We start from the raw sequence: 20,414 nt of genomic DNA, 5'->3' as shown, positions 1-20,414 counted from the left end.
GTGCGCGCGCGTGGGATCAATGGGGGCCAGCAGCCAGTCCATCAGCCTTTGACCGCGCCTGCCGTCATGCCGGTGATGATCTGACGCGACGCCAGCAGCGTGAAGATGATAGGCGGAATTGCCAGCAGCATGCCGGTGGCCATGATCACGCCCCACTCGACATTGAATTCAGACATGTTGTTCACGATCAGGATCGGCACCGTTCTGGTGTCGCGATCCGACAGGGCTGAGGCCAACAGATATTCGTTCCACGCAATGCGGAAGGTGAAAATCGCAGCCGCTGCAAGACCCGGTTTAATCAACGGCAGCACCACTTTGAAAAAGACCTGAAATGGCCCTGCCCCATCAACACGCGCAGCTTCCTCAAGCGAACGTGGCACTTGCACGATGAAGCTTTGCAGAATCCAGATCACAAACGGCAGGTTCATCGCGACATAAATCAGGATGATGCCTGAATGTGTACCGGCCAGGCAAACGTCGCCTCTGCCGCCGAAAGCCTCGCGGATCGCGCCGCCAATCAGGCCGTCGCGGTCTAAGCAGAACTCATTGTTCCAAAGGCCGAAAACAGGAACCAACAGCACCGCGGGCGGCACCATGCGCACCATCAACGTCGATAGCGAAACGCTGTCACGCCCCATGAAGCGGAACCGCACCAGCGCGTAGGCGGCCATGCAGCCAAGGATCAACGTGATGACGGTCGACACCAGCGCAATGATCAGCGAGTTGATGAATGCCCCGCCGAACTTAAGCGCGCAGAAATCCATGTGGTCAGGTTCATACCACAGCACATCACACAGCGCCTTTTCGTAGTTCTGGATGGTCGGCATGAAGATCAGACCTGACGTGCCCGAAATGATGTCCACATCCAGCTTGAAGGAATTGAGGAACATCAAGATCACCGGGCCCACGGACATGAAGACCAGCAGCGCAATGACCGCTATGAAGGCTGGGCTCGCTTTTTTAGTTGCTTCAGACATCAGCTTTCCTCCTCGACCAGAGCGTTCAGTTTTGCGGCGCGCGCCTCTTGCCAGCGGTTGAAGGCGAACATGGCGACGGTCAGTAGCAGCAGCAGGATCAGCAAGTAGTTGGACATGGCGGCGGCAACGCCTAGCTCACGGAATTCCGTTGCAGTGCGCGAGATGCGCAAGGCCAGAATTTCGGTCGACAACCCGGGCCCGCCTTCAGTCATCACCAAGATCACTTCCAGCACCTTGAAGGCGTCGATCAAACGCAGCAGCGCTGTGACAATCAAAACCGGCATCATCAAAGGCAGTTTGATGTGGATGATCTGCTGCCATCCCGTCGCGCCATCAATGCGTGCGGCTTCCAGCGCGGAGCGGGGCAAAGATTGAAGCGCGGCAAGCGACAGGATGAAAATGAACGGCGTCCACTGCCAAATATCAGCGATGATCACAGAGATCAGCGCGTAGTCGCCTAGCCAGTCCACGCGCGGCAGACCCAGATCGGTCAGAAACCGGTTAAACGTGCCCACAGTCGGGTGATACATGTAACGCCACATCAGGCCCACAACGACCGGCGCAATCATCATCGGTAGAATGAACATGGTGCGCAGGATCGACATGCCGCGGATATCGCGGTCCAGAAGCAGCGCCAGCCCCACGCCCAAGGCCATCTCGATGGTCACCACGAAGAACGCAAAGCGAAGTGTCACGCCCAGGCTTTCATGGAAATTCGGATCACCCCAAAGGGTGATGTAATTCTTCAGGCCCACGAATTCTGCCTCGCCGATGGTTTGGCTCGGGTTCCAGTCGCGGAAGCTGCCCCAGATCATGTAGCCCAGCGGGTACATCAAAGCGATCAGCATGATGATCGCGGCAGGCGCAATGAACATGTAGGGGGTCAGCCGGTTCAACCGTTGCGCCGCACGGCGGCGGGCGGCCTGCTGGGCCGTACTGGATGGGAGTGCGGTCTCGCTCATGAGCTGCGCCCTTCGGTTGACAGATAGTTAGGAGTGTTCGGTCAGATGGTGGGGGCGCCGTCGTGGGCGCCCCCAAATGGCAGGGGAGGATTACTGCCAGGTGTAATAGCCGGCCTCTTCCATGACCACGCGGGTGCGCTCAGCCACGCCGTCCAACGCTTCCTGGATATCCAGATCCTCGGTCAGAACTTTGGACATTGTCGTGCCGATATCGGCGTTGATCTTACCCCAGACGGGGATGATCGGGCGCCAGTCAGGGTCAGCAAATTCCAACGCTTCGCCGAAGGTCGCCGAGAACGGATACTTCTCGTTCAGCTCAGCGTTTTGGTAGGTCGAGAACCGCGATGGGTTGCCGCCAGCAAGCGCCACCATCAGGTCGCCCTTCTTGGAGGTCAGCCACTGCATCAGCAGGAATGCTGCTTCTTTATTTTCCGCATTGGCAGGGATGCCGATGCCGAACCCACCGGTTTGGGAGCCGCGACGGACACCTTCCGGATGCATAGCGTAACCGACTTTACCAGCCACTTTCGAACGCTCTGGGTTCTCAAAGCCCGGCATAAAGGCAATCGAGTCCATGAACATCGCCGCATCGCCATTCGCAAAGGCGTTTGCGGCTTCCGCCGGACCAAAAGCCATTGCGCCTTCAGGACCGCAATCGACGATGGTTTTCAGCGCTTCTGCAGCTTGTTTACCGGCTGCGTTATTGATGATCGGGTTCCACTTGTCGTCAAAGACACGACCGCCCAGTGGGGCCAAGTGCAGCAAGAACGCATGGCTGGCTTGGTGGCCAGACGCCGCGCGCGATGCCATGCCGCCCATGCCGGGCTCGACCTCAGGGATTTTACAGGCAGCATCGAGCAGCTGGTCGTAGTTTTGCGGCGCAGGGATGCCGTGTTTCTCGAAGATGTCTTTGCGATAAGCCAGTACAGATGTCTCGGATCCAAACGGAATACCAAAAAGCGAACCCGTCGGGCCCGGCAGATACCCTTTTTGGCCGCCCGCAACGCCGATATTTTGCACATAGCCGTCAATCAGATCACCCGCGTCATAGGATGGATCGGACAATTTTGGGTTCATGAAATACTTGGCAAGGTTTTCCAGCTGGTCTGCAAAGACATAGTCAGCCTTGGAGAAAACAACGTAGGAAATCAGGTCATACTCGCCCTCATCCTGTGCCAGCTCCAACGTCTGACGCTCGCGCATTTTCAGGTATGGCAGCTGGTCAACTTCGACCTCGATGCCGGTCTCTTTGGTGAATTCCGGCAGAACCTGCATCACGGCGTTGTAATGCGGGTGGGCCGGGAAGTTCACGATTAGTGTCGTGCCAGCATAATCCGCATACGGCCCACCATGACCGTCGGCAAAAGCTGCCCCGGACATAAGCGCCACGGTCGTAAGACCAAAGGCCGTTTTCTTAAATGTATCGAACATATGTTCCTCCCTTTGAACGATTGATTTTAGTTAAAGTGCGACTTCGCTTTCGCGGTCGAATAGATGAATGCCATTGGGGTTGCTGGCGAATTTCAGGGTTTGGCCCAGCCCCACCGGGGTTTCTGAATTGACCTCAACCATCACGCGCGCGGGGCCGCAGTCACATAGCAGCACCGACTGCGCGCCGACATATTCAGAGACTTTCACGTCCAACGACAAAGACTGATCAGCCGGCGCGTCCGCGTTATAGCTCAGATCCGACGGGCGAATACCCAACGTCAAATCCCGGCTGGTATGAGACTTGGCACTCGCCGCCCGCTCCCCTTGCAGACGCAAGTCAAACCCCTGCCCGGCGATGAACACGTCACCCTGGCGTTCCTGAATTTCACCCTCAAGGAAGTTCATCGGCGGCATACCCATGAACCCCGCAACAAACTTGTTGGCCGGGCGCTTGAACAGTTCTTCGGGCGTGCCCTGTTGCTGGATGTAGCCACCGTGCATAACCACGATCCGGTCGGCGAGCGTCATCGCCTCGATCTGGTCGTGGGTGACATAGATCATGTTCTTCTCAACCCGCTGGCTCATCAATGCCAGCTCGGCCCGCATCTGGCCGCGCAGCTTGGCGTCCAGGTTCGACAGCGGCTCATCAAACAGAAAAATGCCGCTATCCTTGGCGAGCGCACGCGCCATTGCGACGCGTTGCCGTTGCCCGCCTGACAGCGCCCCTGGCTTACGGGCTAGAAACTCGGTCAGGCCCACCATGTCGGCGACTTCTTTAACCTTGGCATTAATCTCGGATTTCGGCCGCTTTGCCAAACGCAGCGCAAAGGAAATATTCTGCGCAACATTCATATGCGGGTAGAGCGCGTAATCCTGAAACACCATCGCGAGGTCGCGCTCTTTCGGCTCAAGGTGGCTAACGGGTTCGCCATCGATATAAATCTCACCGTCCGAGACGTCTTCAAGCCCTGCGATCATCCGCAAAGTTGTGGATTTGCCGCAGCCGGATGGGCCGACGAGCACAGTAAACTCATTCTCCGCCATCTCCAGCTCGATCCCATGCAGGACCTCTACATTGCCGTAGCGTTTGACCAAATTGGTGAGCTGGATGGTTGGCATAAGGGTCGTTCCATTTTTGTGTTACCGGTCACATTAACAATTGTGACCGGTAACACAAGTAAAAAGACGTTTTCTAACCTATTGAAAAATAGCGGTTTGCTATTTGGTGCTGTCTCGGAACGTTAATTCGGCACGAATATTGATGTGCTGGCGACTCGCTGCGTCCTGATCACTCAATAGCTGATCAATCAAACGCCCCGCCTCCCGTCCGATGATTCTGGGGTCGACGGAAACGGTTGAAATCGTCGGGGTCGAAAACCGTGACACCTCAAAATTGCCAAAGCCCGCAACGCCGATGTCCTCGGGCACTGATTTGCCAAACCGCGGCATCACAGACAGCACCCCAAAAGCCGGTGCATCGGACACGCAGAACACACAATCCGTGTCAGGAAATTCCGCAAAAAGGCGCTCCGCCGCATCCGCACCCGCTTCAATCGACAAGGGTGGTTTGCCGATTTTCAGAACGCGGTGGGTGGGCAGCCCGGCCTCAGCCATGGCGTCAATATACCCTTTGCGCCGCGCTGCGCCGCGCGTCCAATCATCATCCGCCTCGCCCAGAAACGTGATGTTGCGGTAGCCTTTGCCGATCAGCGCCCGCGTCATATCAGCGGCGGCTTCCCGGTTCGAAAACCCAATCATATGGCCAATCGGTTTGTCGGGCCGTTCCCAAAGTTCAATGACCGGAACATTCGCATCATCAAGCAGCTCAATCGTGCGCTCGGTATGCCCGTCATAGGACAAGACAATCGCCTCCGGCCTGCGTTTGAGCATGTCCTCAACAAGCTGCTCTTCTCGCTCTAGCGAGTAATCGGTATGGCCCAGCAATATCTGCTGGCCAAATTGCTCAAGTTCTTCGGTCAGAGCCTGAACAGTTTCCGCAAAATGGAGGTTGTTGAGCGACGGCACCAGAACCGCCACAAAGCCGGACCGCTTCGTCGTCAGGCTGCCAGCCATGTGATCGGGGACATAATTCATCTCCCGCACGACCTGCAAAATGCGCTTGCGCGTATCGCTGGAAATGGGGCTGTCTTTTTTAAGCGCTCGGCTCACAGTCATGCGTGACACACCCGCCGCACGGGCAACATCACGCATCGTAACGGGGGAGGGTTTGCTCGGTGGTCGCGACATATTTCCTAAGGTGTGCCCGGTAACATGCCGCGTCAAGCGCTTAATCTGATATGTCGGGCGCGGCCAATCAAAGCCGCGCCCAAACGGAATTTAGCGCTTCAGCGCACCAACGCCTGAGAAGCGGAACGCCTCTTTTTCCAGGCCGTCGATCTCATCCGCACTCATTTGGTCATGCGCAACCGTGATACGGCCAAGGAAGACCAACGGAAGCTCATCCGCGCGGCCTTCAAGATCGGCTTTGATCGCTTCAGCGGTCGCAGCGCCCACATCGTCGCCCATCCGCATTGGGGTCGCATCCAGCTCACCGCGACGGATCGCATCAAGCTCTAGACCCGTGCCGCCCCAGCCAGTTGAGAAAATCTCTTTCTCTTTGCCAAGCGACAGCTGCGCCTCAACCGAACCCATCGCCATAGCCGTGTTGGCATTGTGGATGATTTTGGCCTCAGGGTAGGATTGCAGGATCAAGGACGTGCCCTCAAAGCCGCCTTCTGTCTGGTACTCGCCGTAATGCTCATAAACGGTGGTCCAGTTGCCTTTCTCTTCAACGCAGGCTTTGAAATCGCCTGAGCGCTGATTGTCGGTAATCCCCGGAATCCCGCGATTCATTGCCATGGTGATGTCATTGCCAAGACGTCCCAGCATGTAGTCACACATGGTCAGCGCGCCAGCAGCCGACGAGAAATCGAACCAGGCATCAGGCTGGGTTTCGAGATACTTCAAGGGCGTGTGGAACGCCCAGACATATGTCGCAAACCCGTCATTGCTGGCCAGCTTGTCGATATTGTCGCCCTGAATGGCCAGCTCTGACGGGCCAAAGATTACGTAATCATACAGATCCGAATCTTGGGCTACTTGGTTGGCGTAGGTCGATTGCAGAGAATGCTCCACCTGACGCGACGCAAATTCGGTGGTCTCATAAGCGATGCCCAGCTGGTCCAGACGCTTGGTCAGTGCCAGATAGTTGCGCGCCCAGAAATCCGAGGTGTCCGCCGATGGGTAGATCAACGCGATTTGCACCGGGTTCTCCAACGTGCCGCTGAAAGGCACAGCGTCTGCGCCCACGACGGCCTGCAAGGCCTCCAATTTGCCGTCCGCGTTGACTTCGCCCGGCACCCAGTAATCGCGATCCGCAATGCCCGGCAATTCCTTCAGCGGTAGTGTTGCGTGGCCGTCAGCCAAAGCTGCGCCAACAAACGCTGTACTTGCCAGTATGGCAGTCGTTGCTAAAAGTCTCATTTAGGTTCCTCCCTTTGCAATGAGTGCGGAGCCTTTGGTCGGTGCCGGGGCTGCACCCCTGGCCCGACCGTCTCCGCGAAGTCGCTGGTTACCCGCTAGGATTTGGGTCACCAGCAAAGATCCCACCGATCGCCAGCAAAGCAATCAGCAGACCAATGAGCAGCGCCGAGAAGCGCAACATCTTCTGCCCGTCCGGGGTAGAGAGACCAGCAAGCCAGCCCCCTGACCCATCACGGTCTTTTTTCTGCATCCATGTATACAAAGCGACCGAGCTTACGATCACGACGCCGGAGGCGACGGATTGCCAGAAGAACTCGATCCGCAATGTGACCAACGCGTTGATCATCATCGACAGCAGCAACACACCCGCGAAAGACCCCAGCATCGAGGCCCGTCCGCCAAACAGTGACGTCCCGCCCACAACCACAGCCGCAATAACATGCAGGTTGAAGTAAGGCGCAGATGTCGCCTGGATCGCGTTCAGCTTGCCCGTCAGCATGACCCCCGCCAAAGCCGCCGCCGCACCGCAAAGCACATAGGCAAAAACCTTGTGACGCTTGACGCTGATCCCAGTCAGTTCCGCCGCTTCAGGGTTAGACCCGATGGCAATCGTGTAGCGACCGAAATAGCTGCGTGTCAGCAGCACATAGCCCATGATCATCGTTGCGATACCGATCAGCACCGGGATCGGTACGAAACCGGGAATCTGACCGCGACCAATATCTGTCAGCAAGTCAGGGAACCGCGCCAGCACCAACCCTTTGGCGATCACCAAGGCCAGCCCGCGATAGACCAGGTCCATCGCCAACGTACCGATTAGATCGGGCACGTTGAACCGCGTGATAATCAAGCCGTTGATCAGCCCCATCACCGCGCCCAGCATCACCGCAATTGGCACCGCGACATAGACGGAAAACCCGTATTGCTTGATCAAAAACGCCATGATGATAGCCGACAAGGCAGCAATTGAGCCAATCGACAGGTCAATCCCGCGCTGGGTGATGACAAACGTCATCGCCATGGCCATGGGCATGTACAAAGCCGCATCCAGCAGGATCAGGTTTAGGTTCGTCGCCCGGAAATAGCGCGCCGGTTCCGCCACGCCCATGAACAGCAAAATCGCCAGGATCATCACCATCGGGCCGATGATGGCCACATATGGCTCCAGCCTTTCGCTCATTGGTTTTGCGACAGTACTCATGCTGCTTCCTCCGCACCCACGATGAGGCCAAGGACCTCTTGCGTGCTGCTATCTGATGTTTTGACGACGCCCACACATTGGCCACGTCGTTGCACATGCACCCGGTCCGAAACTTCGAACACGTCATCGAGCGAGTGGCTGATCAAGATCACCGCAAGCCCCTGTGCTTTCAATGTTTGAATAAGTTTAAGCGTCCGCGCTGTTTCCTGCGGACCCAGTGCTGCGGTCGGCTCATCCATCACCAACACGCGCAGCCCTTCGCTATAAACTGCCCGCGCAATGGCCACGGCCTGACGCTGCCCGCCCGACAGGCTTTCAGTCGATGCATCCAGCGATCTCAGCTTCACGCCCAGGCGTTCCATCAAAACACGTTCCGTCTCGGCACGCATTTTCTTGTTGTCGAGAATGTCGAAGCCCAAGACCTTCTTGGTCAGCTCATTGCCCAGAAACATGTTGGCAGCCGGATCCAAATGGTCGGCGAGCGCCAAGGTTTGGTAAACGGCGTCGATGCCCGCATCAATCGCCTCCGCGTGGCTTGCGAACTCGATCTTTTCGCCGTCGAGATAAATCTGGCCTTCCGTGGGCTGGTAGACCCCGGTCAGCACCTTGATCAAAGTTGATTTGCCCGCGCCATTGTCGCCAACAATCGCCAGCACCTCGCCCGCATAGGCGGTCAGGTCGACATCTTGTAGGGCTGTCACGCCTCCAAAGCGTTTGCTGATGCCTGTCATTTGCACAAGTGGTGTTGTCATCTGTTCCTCCCCAAAAGGCACCGCGGCAGATAAGGCCGAAGCACCAAATGTAATTTATTCCTTAATGCGGTAGGCCTTGTGGCAGGCCGCACAGTCCTCAAGCAGAGGCTGGTATGCAGCTTTCAAACCGTCGAGATCGGTAGGCAACGCTTTGACAGCCAGTGCCGCACCGGCGCTAAAATCGGCGCGCTTGGCGTTGAAGTCTTCAAGGTTGCTCCAGATATCAGGATTGGCCCCTTTTGAGGTTGATCCTTCCGGGAACACGTCGCCCTCAAAGGCAAGTGCCGCCGCAAAGGTCATACGCAAAGCCAGCTCCGCGATCTTTGGATCGAAATCAGTCTGCCCTTTAAGCATCGGCACCAAAGTTGCCGCACCAACACGGACCTGATCCATGGCAGCCTTCCTTGTCTCAACCGGATCAGCAACCCCAGAGGACGTCGCGGCCAGCATCAGCCCACAAAAAACGATCGTGGTTCTCAGCATATCATGCTTCCTTTTTTGTTGGTGGGGGCACCCCTGCCTCATCCAGCAAGGGCACCCCGCTGGGAGAACTATTTGCCCCAGATATCCGCGTAAGCGTCGCGGTAAGGAATGTCGGGATCAAATGCGTTGCTGTCGCCAAGTTTCTCAAGACCTTCCGACGTGACCAGCGCGGGCGATGTGATGTAGCCCGAACAGGCCTCGCCCTGAATGGCGCGGTTCAGCTCATCAACCAGCTGCCAGCCTTGCAGGTTCAAAGGCTCCGCCACGGTGATCGCCTGATACCCGCTTGAACGGATACGCTGAAACGCAGCCTCCGACCCATCGCCAGCAGACCCGGCCTGCGGGCCTTTGTCAGGTGAAAGACCAGCGGCGGCCAGCGACGGCCCCATGAAATCGAAATACAGGTCGTTGATTGCCAAAGCATGGGTCCAGCTGTCACCGTATTTCTGCAACAGCGACGTGGTCAGCGGCCCCATCCGGGTGGATGTGTCAGCAATCGGGGTGTCGACATATTCCAGCACCTTGCCGCCAGCAGCCTCAACCGTCTCTTTCAGGCGGTCGGCCTTGTCGATGGCAATTTGGTAAGTGCTGTCGGTGAAGATCACGACGCCGATATCCTTGCCGCCATCATCAATCGCCCATTCGGCAGCAACCTCAGACACGGTCATTGCATCGGTGGACACATTCGCGAAAATGCCGCCCGGCGCGTCGCAGCCGATCTTCGGCCCGGAATGCCAGGCCACCATCGGAATGTCAGCTGCAACCACGCCTTCAAGCGCCGCCTGCTGTTCTACCGCGTCAAAGCCGTTGATGATGATACCATCAGCTTTCAAAGCCAAAGCCTGACCAATCGCCGCCGTGCGCCCCTGGATCGAGCCCGCGCCGTCCAATACGCGCACGTCCCAGCCGATTTTGGCAGCGGCTTCTTCAACACCGGTGGTGACACCTAGGATGCCGCCATTTTTCAGATCACCCGCCACCACAACGATGGATTTTCCATCTGCGGCCGAAGGCCCGCTGGTGGGGCCGTCCCAATCCGCCGCCATTGCAGGCAGCCCGGCCATCATGGTCGTGGCCATCAGGCCCGCGATAAATGTTCTCTTTTGCATAGTATCCTCCCTTTGCAATCTTCTAATTCAGCGCTTGTCTGCACCTTTTTTGCGCTGTGCGTATCCTGCGATGCCGATGGCAATCAGCAGGGTTACCCCGTTGAAAAGCGGCTCGACCCAGAAGGAGCCGCCAAATTGTTGAATGCCTGAAATGCCGACCGCCAGAATGGCCACACCGACCACGGTGCCCCAAACATTGACCCGGCCCGGTTTAATGGTGGTGGAGCCTAGGAATGCGCCAACAAGCGCAGGCAGCAAGAACTCCAGCCCAACCGACGCCTGGCCGATCCGTAGTTTTGAAGCCAGCAGAACCCCGGCCAAAGCCGTCATCGTGCCAGACGCCACGAAAGCGCCGATCACATATTTGCGCGTCGGAATACCATTGAGCTGCGCCGCTTTCTGGTTCGCGCCAATCGCGTAAAGGTAGCGGCCCATCGGCGTGTATTCGAGCACGATCCACATCACCACAGTGATCACCAGTAGGTAATACGCCGTGATCGGCAGCCCAAACACGAACGTCGTGTTCAGCGCATAAAACCCGTCCGGCAAAAGGCCAACCATTTGGCGCCCGCCCGTGTGCCACAGCGCAAGCGCATAAAGCACTGTGCCTGTGCCAAGCGTGGCGATGAAGCTGTCGATCTTGGCAACCTCGACCAGCAATCCGTTCAGGAACCCGGCAGCCGCGCCCAAAACCAACACCACTGCAACGGCCATTGGCCACGGCAGGTCCAGCATGGTCTGCAAGCTGATCGCCAAAATGTGCCAAAGCACGATGCCGTAGCCCACCGTCAGGTCAATGCGACCCGCCGCCATCGGGATCATCGCCCCCAAAGACAGCAGCGCAATGATTGCCTTGTCGGAGATGATGGAACGCAGGTTCAGCATCGTCGGGAACGTGTTCGGCAGCAGCACCGAGAACAGTCCGATCAGGAACACCGTCAAAATCACCAACCCATAGACAGGCAGGAAACGCATAACTTTCTTGCCCACGGTCAGGCCCTTAAGTTCGGCCTTTGTCGGCTCTAGTGCGCCGGATTCAAGCGACTGCATTTGCACCGCCCCCTTGTGTTTTGATATTCCCGGCAGAGGCCGATTGGATCAGGTTTTCAGTAGTCAGCCGCGTGCCGCTCAGCTCATCAACGATGGCGCCTTGGCTAAAGACGACGGCCCGGTGGCAAATAGTGGCGATCTCCTCAAAGTCTGTCGACATGATCAGGATCGCAACACCGTCGGCCAAAGCGCGGTTCAGCAACGCGTAGATCTCGGATTTCGCACCAACGTCGACGCCAGCGGTCGGGTCCTCGCAGATCAGCAGCTTGCGCTTGGTGGCCAGCCAACGGCCAATGACAACCTTTTGCTGATTGCCCCCTGACAAGGCCTCAATCGCAAGGCTCGGATCATTTGGCGACAGGCCCAGCTCCGCCCCGATGATGGCCGCTTGGTCGGCCTCGGTCTTCGGTGACAGCAGGCTAAACAGCTTCCGTCCAATCCCATCGGGGTTGAGAAACGTGTTCTCGCGGATCGACAGGCTCATCGCGACGGATTCCTCAGTTCGGTCTTTCGCGACCAAACCAACGCCCGAATGCAGCGCGCGTTGCGGCGAAGACAGATCAGGCGTTGCCCCGTTCAGAACGACCTCGCCGCTGAAAGACTGTAGCCCGAACAAAGCGCGCGAAATGGCTTCATGCCCGGCGCCGCGCAGCCCCACCAGCCCCAGCACCTCGTTCTTCTGCAAGTCCAGATCCAGAGATTGCATCCCGGCGACTTCAAACTTGCGCAGCGACAAAACCGGGGCGCCCGTCTCACCTGGCGCTTTCACAGTCTCGCGCGTTTTGCGCCCGACGATTTTCTGCACCAGCTCTTCCGGCGTTGTGTGGTCAATGCTGCGCACACCCACCATCGCGCCGTCGCGCAACACGGCAACCCGGTCGGCAATCTGAAAAATCTCATCCAGCCGGTGCGAAACGTAAATCATCCCCACGCCCTTTTCGCGCAGTGGGCGGATCGCGGCAAACAGACGTTCCACCTCGTCGGCAGGCAAAGACGCTGTCGGCTCATCCAAGACCAGAAATTCGCTATCCACAGCAAGCGCGCGGGCAATTGCCACAAGCGATTTTTCAGTGCGCGTCAAATCCTCAACCCGCGCCGTCGGGTCAAAATCGCAATCGACTTTCTTCAAAGCCTCAAGCGCAAAATGTTCAACCTCGCGCCATTTGATCATTCCGTTCTTGCGTGAAAATCCCAAGGCCAAGCCAATGTTCTCGGCAACCGTCATCCATTCGATCAGCCCAAGGTCCTGGTGGATGAACGCCACTTTCTGGCGCTCCCCGAAACCTGCCGGCCGATGCTGATACGGCTCGCCATCGATCAGGACGCGGCCCGCATCGGCGGTGTGAATTCCGCCAAGTACTTTGATGAGTGTCGACTTGCCTGCACCGTTCTCGCCCAGCAGCGCGACGATCTCGCCGCGGCCCACAGACAAGGACACATCTTTCAGCGCATACGTACCGCCAAAATGCTTGTCGATGCTGTCAAAGAACAAACCTGATTGCAGGTTTGGCATGGCAAATCCTCCCTTGCTACGCGGCCCAACCTCTCCATTGAGTTACCCGTAACGTTACGCTAGCATCCATTCAGAAACCGCATCCTGTCAAGGCTTAAGTTACCCGTAACGTAAAATGTCCAAAAACGCTGATAAATCTATAAAAAACAACAAGGTAAGCCTGTCTCAGGTGGCCCGCGCCGCAGGGGTTTCGAAAATGACTGCCAGCCGTGTTTTGCGCGATGAGGGCGGGTATTCGGAACAGACCCGCGCAAAAGTCATGGCGCAGGTCGACGCGCTTGGCTACTTACCGAATCGCTTGGCCACGGTTTTTGCCGGCGACCAGTCCTCAACTTTCATCGGAGTGTCCATTCCGGACCTCGGAAATGAGGTTTTCGCACAGGTCCTGGAGGGCATTGATCGCAAGCTTGGGACCTTCGGATACCAGTCCGTTTTGGGCCTCACGCAGCACACCTTGCAAGAGGAAGAGAACTGGATTCGCACCGTCCTTTCATGGCAGCCAGCGGGCCTCATTCTGACCGGGCGTTACCACACGCCACGCGCAACCGAGATGCTTCGAAATGCCGGAATTCCAATCGTTGAGATTTGGGATCTGAACTCCGGCCCGCTCGATATGAGCGTCGGGATCAACCACTTTGACAGCGGCTTCGACATGGGGCGCTACCTCGCCTCACTGGGCTATGAAACGGTCGGCTATGTCGGTACGTCGCATGACACCGCCAATGCCGCAACCGAGCGTTTGAACGGCTTTTGCAAGGCGGTTGAGGGCGCAGGCGGCGCCGTCGTCAAACAGCTTTGCCTGCATGACACGGCCACGTATTACCCGGGTTTTTACGGCACCGAACAGCTTCTCGCCGCCGCCGGTCAGGTCGAATGCATCTACTACCAAAACGACGCCATGGCCTTTGGTGGCCTACAATATTGCGCGGCAAAAGGCCTGTCAGTCCCTGATGATATCGGCATTGCGGGATGGGGCGATCTGCCGATTGCGTCCGTGATGAACCATCGCCTGACCTCTTGCCACGTGCCGCATTTGAAGCTGGGCCAAAAGGCGGCGGAAATGATGATGGCGCGCCTGACAGATGAACCCGCGCCGTCTTGCACCGATATCGGGTTCCGGCTCATCCCCGGCTCTACGGTGCGAAACGCCGGGACCTAGCTGGTCTCCCCCGGCATCAACTTGGACCCCACATCGATGCGGGCCGGCGTAAGCGCCTCGCCTTCAAAAATCTGATCCAGAACGCCGACGACCTGCTGGCCAATCGCGTCGGCTTGCACATTCACCGTGGTGATCCGAGGGTTGGAAATCTGGGCAACCTCAAAATTGCCGAACCCCGTTACTGCAATATCGCCCGGCACCGACAGCCCCATGCGCTGCACCGCGCTTAGGCAGCCAAAGGCAACAGGGTCCGACACGCAAACCAGCGCATCAAAGGCCAGAATATCGCGCCCCAGCGCCTCAATCGCGGCATTGCCGTGCCGCATCGACACGGGCGCGGGCCCCGCATCAATCATCGCAACCTCACGCAAGCCGTGCTGTCGCGCGGCATCTACAACGCCCGCTCGGCGCACCGCACCACGCATGTCAGCGCCCACGGATGCGCCCACAAAAGCCAATTTGCGCCGTCCCGTGGCCACCAAATGGTTCACGATATGCGCCATCGCATCTGCGTTTGAAAACCCCACGACATGACCCAACGGATCGCTCGGCAGGTCCCACATCTCAATCACCGGCAGCCCGCGACCCCGAATAAGGGCGCGCGTTTCATCGCTATGATGCCCGCCCGTCAGAACCAACGCCTCCGGATTGCGCGCCAGAAGTTGTCCAACCAGCTCTTCTTCCCGGTCCACGCGGTAATTGGTGCTGCCCAACAGGATTTGGATCCCCGCCGCCCCAAGACCGTTGCTCAATGCGCGAAATGTCTCTGCAAAATTGGCGTTGTTGACGGAGGGCAGCGTGACCGCCACAAACCCGCTTTTTTGTGTCCGAAACGCCTGCGCCGTGCTGTCATAGACATAGCCCAGCTCACTGGCCACTTTGCGAATATGCGCGCGCGTCTTGGTGTTGACCGTCTCGTCATCACGCAGGGCGCGGCTGACGGTCATAGGCGATTTGCCAACCGCCTTTGCCACATCTCGCATGGTGACGCGTTCGACCATCGCTTAGGCCAGAAACTCGTGGCGTTGGGTGACGTGGTGATGGATACGCCCGTCAAAAAATGCGTCCACGATTTCGCCCGTCACCTCTTTGGATTGAAACCGGAACGGGCTCTCCAAAGCGCTTTCCATCGCTGCTTCATCTGCGTAGCTAATCGCAAGGATCAGCGGGAATTCAGGTGCGCCCTCGTCGCGATCATCCGAAAACATCACCCGCACATCCGTGTTGCCCGGAAACTGCCGCCACAAGGGCACCAAACGTTCCAAAACAGCCGCGCGAAACGCATCTACCTGACCGGGTTTTACCGATCCTTCAAACAATGCAAACCGTGTAATCATGGGGCTATCTCCTCTTTCGCGCCATTGAAAAATTCCATCACCGCCGCCTGATCTTCGCCACCAAGACCCGCGGCCGTCAGCATGCGGTGAATTTCGGCGCACAGCCCGGTCATCGGCATCGACGTCCCCGTCTGACGCGCCAGATCATTCACGGCGTTCAGGTCCTTGACCATATTGTCGATCCGACCGGTGCGGCGGTAATCCTTCGTCGCAAAGCGCGGCAGGTATTCTTGCAAAAGCGCACTGTCAGCCCGCCCGCCTTTCAAAGCTTGCGGAATTTTTTCGGCATCAACACCGGCATCCAGCGCCAGTTGCGTGGCCTCTGCCACGGCCAAAAAGCCCAACCCACAAAGCACCTGATTGATCAGTTTGGTGGTCTGACCTGCCCCCGATGGGCCCATATGGGTGTAATTCGATGCCACATGTTTCAGCGCCAGATGCGCCCGTTCAACATCAGCCGCCTCGCCACCCGCCATCAAGGTCAGCTCGCCTATCAGCGCCTTGGGCGCACCGCCAGACAGCGGGCTGTCGACCCATGCAAGCCCGCGTTCCTTGGCCATATCTGCAAATTTGCGCGTCGCATCCGGCTCAATCGACGACATATCAATGATGATCGTGCCCGGCTTCGCGCCTTCGACAATCCCGTCTTTGCCAAACGCCGCAAGACCGACAATGCGCGACGCGTTGAGGCTGGTGATCACGAAATCGGCGTCTTGCGCGGCCTCCGCCGCCGTGCTCGCGGCGACACCGCCCTTCGCCACCAATTCCGCAACGCGTGCCTCGTCGAGGTCAAAAACGGCTAAGCTGTTCCCGGTTTCCAACAACCGCGTGCCAATGGCGCCACCCATGGCGCCTGCGCCGATCAGGGCAATCTTCTCGCTCATATCAAAGTCCTTTTGACGTATGTCTCCGACTGCGCCACCACGGCGTCAAACGGGACCGAAATGTCGATCTTTCCGCCCCATTCGTCGCGCTCCAATTGCTCCAGAGCGGCGAATTGGCTGTCCAAAAGCGCCGGCGGCATGAAGTGCCCGGCCCGTCGCGCAACGCGGCGCGCCAGCACATCCTTCGGTGCCGCCAGATGCATGAAATGCACAGGCTCGGGCACCTCGCCCCGTATCCAGTCGCGGTATTTCTTCTTCAACGCGGAGCAGCCAATCACAATTGGCCCGCTATGCTTGGCCAAGAGCCGGCCCACATCCGCAAGCCATGGCGCGCGGTCGTCATCATTTAACGCCTGACCGCTGGCCATTTTGTCGATATTGCACCGCGGGTGCAGGTCGTCCCCATCAACAAAATCCATGCCGCATGTGACCGACAGCGCCGTCCCGACCGACGACTTGCCGCAGCCCGACACGCCCATAAGCACATAGCACCGCATCTAAAGCGACGCCGTAATGCCGCCATCCACATAGAGCGTATGGCCATTCACAAAACTGGATGCAGGCGAAGACAGGAAGATCGCCGCTCCGACAAGTTCCTCCACATTGCCCCAACGGCCCGCAGGAGTCCGCTTTTCAAGCCATGTGGTAAATTCCGGATCCGCGACCAGCGCGGCATTCAAAGGCGTGTCGAAATACCCCGGCGCAATCGCGTTGCATTGCAAGCCATGCTTGGCCCAGTCGGTCGCCATCCCCTTGGTCAAGTTCCCAACCGCGCCCTTGGTCGCCGTGTAAGGCGCGATACCCGGGCGCGCCAAAGCGGTCTGAACGCTGGCGATGTTAATGATCTTGCCCGCGCCGCGCCCAATCATATGGCGCGCCACGGCTTGGCCGACATGAAAGACCGACGCGATATTGGTCTGCAACAGCCGCTCAAACGCGTCCGCCGGGAAATTCTCCAACTCAGTTCGGTGCTGCATGCCCGCGTTGTTGACCAGGATATCAATCGCGCCGCTCGCGCCTTCAAATCCGTCAACTGCAGCGCGCACCGCCTCATGATCGGTCGCATCAAATGCCAGGGCATGAACGGTTGCGCCCCGCCCCCGCAGCGTCTCGGCAGCCGCCTCCAGCTTAGTCGCATCACGCCCGTTCAAAACGATCTCTGCGCCAGCCTCAGCCAGCCCTTGCGCCAAAGCAAACCCAATCCCCTGCGAGGAGCCGGTGATAAGGGCGCGCCGCCCCGTCAAATCGAATAAGTTGGACATAAGTTCCTCCCAGATGTCTCGCAGGGCGTTGACGTCCCCGCTTTGTTACCGATAACATGATACCGATAACATCACCTGTCAACAAGAGAATCGCGATGCCCAAACCAATTGTTCTGCAAGTCGGCCCCTACCCGGACTGGGATCAGGAACCACTAGATGCCGCCTTCGACGTAAAACGGCTTTTTGAGGCGTCGAACCAGGCCGAATTCCTCGCTGAACACGGGCCAAACATCCGCGCGATCGCCACGCGCGGCGAACTGGGCGCGGACGCAACCATGCTCAAAGCCTGCCCCGCGGTCGAGCTCGTCTCTGTCTACGGCGTGGGCTATGACGCGGTTGACCTGAACACCTGCAAAGCCCGCAACATCCAAGTGACAAACACCCCCGATGTGTTGACCCAAGACGTCGCCGATCTGGGCGTGGCCATGATGCTCTGCCAATCTCGCGGCATGGTCGGCGCCGAAGCCTGGGTGCGCGACGGATCATGGGCCGCAAAAGGCCTCTACCCGCTCAAACGCCGCGTGTTTGGCCGCAAAGCAGGCATTCTGGGCCTCGGCCGCATCGGATTCGAAGTCGGCAAACGGCTCGCGGGCTTCGACATGGACATCGCCTATTGTGACACCGGCCCCAAGGATTACGCGCCCGACTGGACCTATTGCGACACGCCCGAAAAACTGGCTGAACATGCCGATTTCCTCTTCGTCACGCTCGCAGCCTCCGCCGAGACGCACCATATCGTCGGCAAAGACGTGATCGAGGCCGTGGGCCCCGACGGCATGATCATCAATATCTCCCGTGCCTCCAACATCGACGAGGACGCCCTGATCGAAGCGCTCAAAACCGGCAAAATCGGCGCCGCCGCCCTAGATGTGTTCGAGGAAGAGCCCAAGCTCGACCCCCGCTTTCTGGAACTGGACAATGTGCTGGTCCAACCCCACCATGCCTCCGGCACAATTGAGACGCGTCAGGCCATGGGCAAGCTGGTGCGCGACAACCTCACCGCTCATTTCGCAGGCGACGCCCTGCTGACCCCAGTTCTGTGAAAGGTCACACATGAAAGTCATCGTTGCTCATGCCGCCAAGGACCTAAGGGTCGAAACCCGCGACATGCCCACCCCCGGCCCCGGCCAGGTCTTGGTCAAAATGGCTGCTGGCGGAATATGCGGGTCCGATCTGCACTACTACAATCATGGCGGTTTCGGCCCGATTCAATTGAAAGAACCGATGATCCTCGGCCATGAGGTCGCAGGTCATATCGAGGCGCTCGGCGAGGGCGTCACGGGCTTGAAAACTGGCGCCTTGGTCGCCATCTCCCCCTCTCGCCCCTGCGGCACCTGCAAATATTGCCTTGAGGGGCGGCAAAACCACTGTCTGAATATGCGCTTTTACGGCTCTGCAATGCCCTTCCCGCACATTCAGGGCGCTTTCCGCGAATATATCGTGGCCGACGCCGCGCAATGCGCCGATGCAGGCGCGCTCACCGCGGGGGAGGCAGCGATGGCCGAACCCCTCGCCGTCGTGCTGCACGCCGCGCGTCAAGCGGGCGATTTGATGGGAAAACGCGTGTTGATAACGGGCTGCGGCCCCATCGGCCTTTTGGCTGTGCTCGTCGCCCGCGCAGCAGGCGCGGTCGAAATCGTGGCAACAGACATCTCAGATTTCACACTGACCAAGGCGCAACATGTCGGCGCGGATCGCGGCATCAACGTCGCGTCTGAAGCCGATGCTTTGGACAGCTACAGCGCCGATAAAGGCCATTTCGATGTGCTCTTTGAATGCTCCGGCGTGGCGCAGGCCTTGGCCGCCGCGATCCCCGCAATGCGCCCCGGTGCGACCGTCATGCAGTTGGGCCTTGGCGGTGACATGACCCTGCCGGTGCAGGCCATGACGGCGAAGGAGCTGGCCTTCAAAGGCTCTTTCCGCTTCCATTCGGAATTCTTCACAGCCGTTGAAATGATGCGCACCGGGCGGCTCGACGTGACGCCGCTGATCACCCACAAAATAGGCATCGATGACGCGAAAGACGCGTTTGAGCTGGCCTCCGACCGGTCGCAGGCCATCAAGGTGAATATCACGTTCTAGCCGGTCTCGCCCTGCGCTCTCAGATACCGCTCCGCCGTCTTGCCCGCATCGTCAATATGCGTCTCGACGGCGGCGCGCGCCGCGACCGGATCACGGCTAAGCACGGCGTCGTGGATGGCCCGCATATGCGCAATGCCGGGCTGGTCACGGTCCCGCGCGGCCAGTGTCAGCGCGCGCAATCGGCTGATCCGACCGTTTAGCCGCTGCACGACCTCCCAGGCCACATCATGCCCTGCTTCCAGAAAAATCAGGGCGTAAAACTGAGTTGTCGCCTGCAAAAGATCTCGCCCAGACCGTGTCATCCATGCAGGCCTCAAGCGCGCTCAATGCCGCGCTGAGCTTTGGTGCAAACCCATCATCTTGCCCAGCCGCAACCGCTGCCGCGGCGGACCCCTCAAGCTGCCTGCGAATGTCATAAATCTGGCGCGCCTGATCCCAGCTTAGCGTCGCCACAATCGGCCCCCGGTTGGGCAGAATCTCTACCAGTCCCTCGGCTTCTAGGTACCGGATCGTCTCCCGAATTACCGTGCGGCTGACCCCAAGCTGGTCGCACAGAGGCCGCTCCACCAGCCGCTCGCCCGGCGCGAAATGGCCGTCAATGATCGCCTCCCGCATCCGGTCCTGCACGATATCGCGCAGCGTTTGCGGTACTTTTTCAATCTTTTGCAGGCTGTTTTTCGCGGGCTCCATTGGGCAACGCGTATCAGGCGATACGGGCGATCTCAACAA

22 protein-coding genes are annotated in these 20,414 nt (G+C 58.5%); 3 read left to right on the top strand and 19 right to left on the bottom strand.

The features are described 5' to 3' along the window. Nucleotides 1–41: 41 nt before the first annotated feature. The 12 genes from ACZ1G7_RS18495 to ACZ1G7_RS18440 form a co-directional block, all read right to left on the bottom strand. Nucleotides 42–977, bottom strand: coding sequence for a carbohydrate ABC transporter permease (locus ACZ1G7_RS18495; RefSeq protein ID WP_472660850.1), 936 nt, complete (start codon nt 975–977; stop codon nt 42–44). Next, a complete protein-coding gene (locus ACZ1G7_RS18490; protein WP_472660849.1) occupies nt 977–1,939 on the bottom strand; it encodes a carbohydrate ABC transporter permease in 963 nt (320 codons plus the stop codon). The genes ACZ1G7_RS18495 and ACZ1G7_RS18490 overlap by 1 nt, the downstream gene beginning before the upstream one ends. A 90-nt stretch (nt 1,940–2,029) precedes the next feature. After that, nucleotides 2,030–3,370, bottom strand: coding sequence for an extracellular solute-binding protein (locus ACZ1G7_RS18485; protein ID WP_472660848.1), 1,341 nt, complete (start codon nt 3,368–3,370; stop codon nt 2,030–2,032). A gap of 30 nt (nt 3,371–3,400) precedes the next feature. After that, nucleotides 3,401–4,489, bottom strand: coding sequence for an ABC transporter ATP-binding protein (locus ACZ1G7_RS18480; RefSeq protein ID WP_472660847.1), 1,089 nt, complete (start codon nt 4,487–4,489; stop codon nt 3,401–3,403). Nucleotides 4,490–4,588: 99 nt separating this feature from the next. Further along, nucleotides 4,589–5,617 carry a LacI family DNA-binding transcriptional regulator gene (locus ACZ1G7_RS18475; protein WP_472660846.1) on the bottom strand — a complete coding sequence of 343 codons (1,029 nt, stop codon included), beginning with the start codon at nt 5,615–5,617 and terminating at the stop codon, nt 4,589–4,591. Nucleotides 5,618–5,707: 90 nt separating this feature from the next. Beyond that, entirely contained in the window at nt 5,708–6,853 is a 1,146-nt protein-coding gene (locus ACZ1G7_RS18470; RefSeq protein WP_472660845.1) for a substrate-binding domain-containing protein, read from the bottom strand. Between the two features lie 88 nt (nt 6,854–6,941). After that, nucleotides 6,942–8,054, bottom strand: coding sequence for an ABC transporter permease (locus tag ACZ1G7_RS18465; protein WP_472660844.1), 1,113 nt, complete (start codon nt 8,052–8,054; stop codon nt 6,942–6,944). Next, a complete protein-coding gene (locus ACZ1G7_RS18460) occupies nt 8,051–8,806 on the bottom strand; it encodes an ATP-binding cassette domain-containing protein (RefSeq protein ID WP_472660843.1) in 756 nt (251 codons plus the stop codon). The genes ACZ1G7_RS18465 and ACZ1G7_RS18460 overlap by 4 nt, the downstream gene beginning before the upstream one ends. 54 nt (nt 8,807–8,860) lie before the next feature. Continuing rightward, nucleotides 8,861–9,289, bottom strand: coding sequence for a c-type cytochrome (locus tag ACZ1G7_RS18455; RefSeq protein ID WP_472660842.1), 429 nt, complete (start codon nt 9,287–9,289; stop codon nt 8,861–8,863). 68 nt (nt 9,290–9,357) lie between these two features. Continuing rightward, nucleotides 9,358–10,398 carry a substrate-binding domain-containing protein gene (locus ACZ1G7_RS18450; protein ID WP_472660841.1) on the bottom strand — a complete coding sequence of 347 codons (1,041 nt, stop codon included), beginning with the start codon at nt 10,396–10,398 and terminating at the stop codon, nt 9,358–9,360. Between the two features lie 27 nt (nt 10,399–10,425). Continuing rightward, nucleotides 10,426–11,448 (bottom strand): ABC transporter permease, encoded by a 1,023-nt coding sequence (locus tag ACZ1G7_RS18445; protein WP_472660840.1) that lies wholly within the window; start codon nt 11,446–11,448, stop codon nt 10,426–10,428. Then, the gene (locus ACZ1G7_RS18440; protein ID WP_472660839.1) at nt 11,435–12,961 is read right to left on the bottom strand and encodes a sugar ABC transporter ATP-binding protein; all 1,527 of its coding nucleotides are present in this window, start codon (nt 12,959–12,961) and stop codon (nt 11,435–11,437) included. The genes ACZ1G7_RS18445 and ACZ1G7_RS18440 overlap by 14 nt, the downstream gene beginning before the upstream one ends. A gap of 196 nt (nt 12,962–13,157) precedes the next feature. Between ACZ1G7_RS18440 and ACZ1G7_RS18435 the strand changes: the two genes are divergently transcribed. Beyond that, the gene (locus tag ACZ1G7_RS18435) at nt 13,158–14,120 is read left to right on the top strand and encodes a LacI family DNA-binding transcriptional regulator (RefSeq protein WP_472660838.1); all 963 of its coding nucleotides are present in this window, start codon (nt 13,158–13,160) and stop codon (nt 14,118–14,120) included. Here the strand turns inward: ACZ1G7_RS18435 and ACZ1G7_RS18430 are convergent. The 5 genes from ACZ1G7_RS18430 to ACZ1G7_RS18410 are packed head-to-tail and all read right to left on the bottom strand — an operon-like array spanning nt 14,117 to nt 17,603. After that, on the bottom strand, nt 14,117–15,121 hold the full coding sequence (locus ACZ1G7_RS18430; protein ID WP_472660837.1) for a substrate-binding domain-containing protein: 1,005 nt from the start codon (nt 15,119–15,121) through the stop codon (nt 14,117–14,119). The genes ACZ1G7_RS18435 and ACZ1G7_RS18430 overlap by 4 nt on opposite strands. Nucleotides 15,122–15,124: 3 nt before the next feature. After that, a complete protein-coding gene (locus tag ACZ1G7_RS18425) occupies nt 15,125–15,457 on the bottom strand; it encodes an antibiotic biosynthesis monooxygenase (protein ID WP_472660836.1) in 333 nt (110 codons plus the stop codon). Beyond that, on the bottom strand, nt 15,454–16,341 hold the full coding sequence (locus ACZ1G7_RS18420) for an NAD(P)-dependent oxidoreductase (protein WP_472660835.1): 888 nt from the start codon (nt 16,339–16,341) through the stop codon (nt 15,454–15,456). The genes ACZ1G7_RS18425 and ACZ1G7_RS18420 overlap by 4 nt, the downstream gene beginning before the upstream one ends. Beyond that, nucleotides 16,338–16,838, bottom strand: coding sequence for a gluconokinase (locus ACZ1G7_RS18415; RefSeq protein WP_472660834.1), 501 nt, complete (start codon nt 16,836–16,838; stop codon nt 16,338–16,340). Before ACZ1G7_RS18415 ends, ACZ1G7_RS18420 begins: the two co-directional genes overlap by 4 nt. Next, nucleotides 16,839–17,603, bottom strand: coding sequence for an SDR family oxidoreductase (locus tag ACZ1G7_RS18410; RefSeq protein WP_472660833.1), 765 nt, complete (start codon nt 17,601–17,603; stop codon nt 16,839–16,841). It abuts the gene before it with no gap. A gap of 95 nt (nt 17,604–17,698) precedes the next feature. Between ACZ1G7_RS18410 and ACZ1G7_RS18405 the strand changes: the two genes are divergently transcribed. Continuing rightward, a complete protein-coding gene (locus tag ACZ1G7_RS18405) occupies nt 17,699–18,646 on the top strand; it encodes a 2-hydroxyacid dehydrogenase (RefSeq protein ID WP_472660832.1) in 948 nt (315 codons plus the stop codon). Nucleotides 18,647–18,656: 10 nt separating this feature from the next. After that, nucleotides 18,657–19,685: an L-idonate 5-dehydrogenase gene (locus ACZ1G7_RS18400; protein ID WP_472660831.1), complete on the top strand. Its 1,029-nt coding sequence runs from the start codon at nt 18,657–18,659 to the stop codon at nt 19,683–19,685. Here the strand turns inward: ACZ1G7_RS18400 and ACZ1G7_RS18395 are convergent. Next, nucleotides 19,682–19,987, bottom strand: a complete 306-nt coding sequence (locus tag ACZ1G7_RS18395) for an FCD domain-containing protein (protein WP_472660830.1) — start codon at nt 19,985–19,987, stop codon at nt 19,682–19,684. The two genes, ACZ1G7_RS18400 and ACZ1G7_RS18395, sit on opposite strands and share 4 nt — an antisense overlap. Then, a complete protein-coding gene (locus ACZ1G7_RS18390; RefSeq protein WP_472660829.1) occupies nt 19,911–20,375 on the bottom strand; it encodes a GntR family transcriptional regulator in 465 nt (154 codons plus the stop codon). The genes ACZ1G7_RS18395 and ACZ1G7_RS18390 overlap by 77 nt, the downstream gene beginning before the upstream one ends. Between the last annotated feature and the right edge of the window lie 39 nt (nt 20,376–20,414).

The organism is Litoreibacter sp. JB4-2 (assembly GCF_055693445.1).
Note: the sequence above shows the minus strand (reverse complement) of the source record. Positions and strands in the feature narration are given on the sequence as shown.

Coding starts and splice junctions, on each gene's coding strand:
- ACZ1G7_RS18495 (WP_472660850.1), bottom strand. CDS start 977: ATGTCTGAAGCAACTAAAAAAGCGAGCCCAGCCTTCATAGCGGTCATT.
- ACZ1G7_RS18490 (WP_472660849.1), bottom strand. CDS start 1,939: ATGAGCGAGACCGCACTCCCATCCAGTACGGCCCAGCAGGCCGCCCGC.
- ACZ1G7_RS18485 (WP_472660848.1), bottom strand. CDS start 3,370: ATGTTCGATACATTTAAGAAAACGGCCTTTGGTCTTACGACCGTGGCG.
- ACZ1G7_RS18480 (WP_472660847.1), bottom strand. CDS start 4,489: ATGCCAACCATCCAGCTCACCAATTTGGTCAAACGCTACGGCAATGTA.
- ACZ1G7_RS18475 (WP_472660846.1), bottom strand. CDS start 5,617: ATGTCGCGACCACCGAGCAAACCCTCCCCCGTTACGATGCGTGATGTT.
- ACZ1G7_RS18470 (WP_472660845.1), bottom strand. CDS start 6,853: ATGAGACTTTTAGCAACGACTGCCATACTGGCAAGTACAGCGTTTGTT.
- ACZ1G7_RS18465 (WP_472660844.1), bottom strand. CDS start 8,054: ATGAGTACTGTCGCAAAACCAATGAGCGAAAGGCTGGAGCCATATGTG.
- ACZ1G7_RS18460 (WP_472660843.1), bottom strand. CDS start 8,806: ATGACAACACCACTTGTGCAAATGACAGGCATCAGCAAACGCTTTGGA.
- ACZ1G7_RS18455 (WP_472660842.1), bottom strand. CDS start 9,289: ATGCTGAGAACCACGATCGTTTTTTGTGGGCTGATGCTGGCCGCGACG.
- ACZ1G7_RS18450 (WP_472660841.1), bottom strand. CDS start 10,398: ATGCAAAAGAGAACATTTATCGCGGGCCTGATGGCCACGACCATGATG.
- ACZ1G7_RS18445 (WP_472660840.1), bottom strand. CDS start 11,448: ATGCAGTCGCTTGAATCCGGCGCACTAGAGCCGACAAAGGCCGAACTT.
- ACZ1G7_RS18440 (WP_472660839.1), bottom strand. CDS start 12,961: ATGCCAAACCTGCAATCAGGTTTGTTCTTTGACAGCATCGACAAGCAT.
- ACZ1G7_RS18435 (WP_472660838.1), top strand. CDS start 13,158: ATGACTGCCAGCCGTGTTTTGCGCGATGAGGGCGGGTATTCGGAACAG.
- ACZ1G7_RS18430 (WP_472660837.1), bottom strand. CDS start 15,121: ATGGTCGAACGCGTCACCATGCGAGATGTGGCAAAGGCGGTTGGCAAA.
- ACZ1G7_RS18425 (WP_472660836.1), bottom strand. CDS start 15,457: ATGATTACACGGTTTGCATTGTTTGAAGGATCGGTAAAACCCGGTCAG.
- ACZ1G7_RS18420 (WP_472660835.1), bottom strand. CDS start 16,341: ATGAGCGAGAAGATTGCCCTGATCGGCGCAGGCGCCATGGGTGGCGCC.
- ACZ1G7_RS18415 (WP_472660834.1), bottom strand. CDS start 16,838: ATGCGGTGCTATGTGCTTATGGGCGTGTCGGGCTGCGGCAAGTCGTCG.
- ACZ1G7_RS18410 (WP_472660833.1), bottom strand. CDS start 17,603: ATGTCCAACTTATTCGATTTGACGGGGCGGCGCGCCCTTATCACCGGC.
- ACZ1G7_RS18405 (WP_472660832.1), top strand. CDS start 17,699: ATGCCCAAACCAATTGTTCTGCAAGTCGGCCCCTACCCGGACTGGGAT.
- ACZ1G7_RS18400 (WP_472660831.1), top strand. CDS start 18,657: ATGAAAGTCATCGTTGCTCATGCCGCCAAGGACCTAAGGGTCGAAACC.
- ACZ1G7_RS18395 (WP_472660830.1), bottom strand. CDS start 19,987: ATGACACGGTCTGGGCGAGATCTTTTGCAGGCGACAACTCAGTTTTAC.
- ACZ1G7_RS18390 (WP_472660829.1), bottom strand. CDS start 20,375: ATGGAGCCCGCGAAAAACAGCCTGCAAAAGATTGAAAAAGTACCGCAA.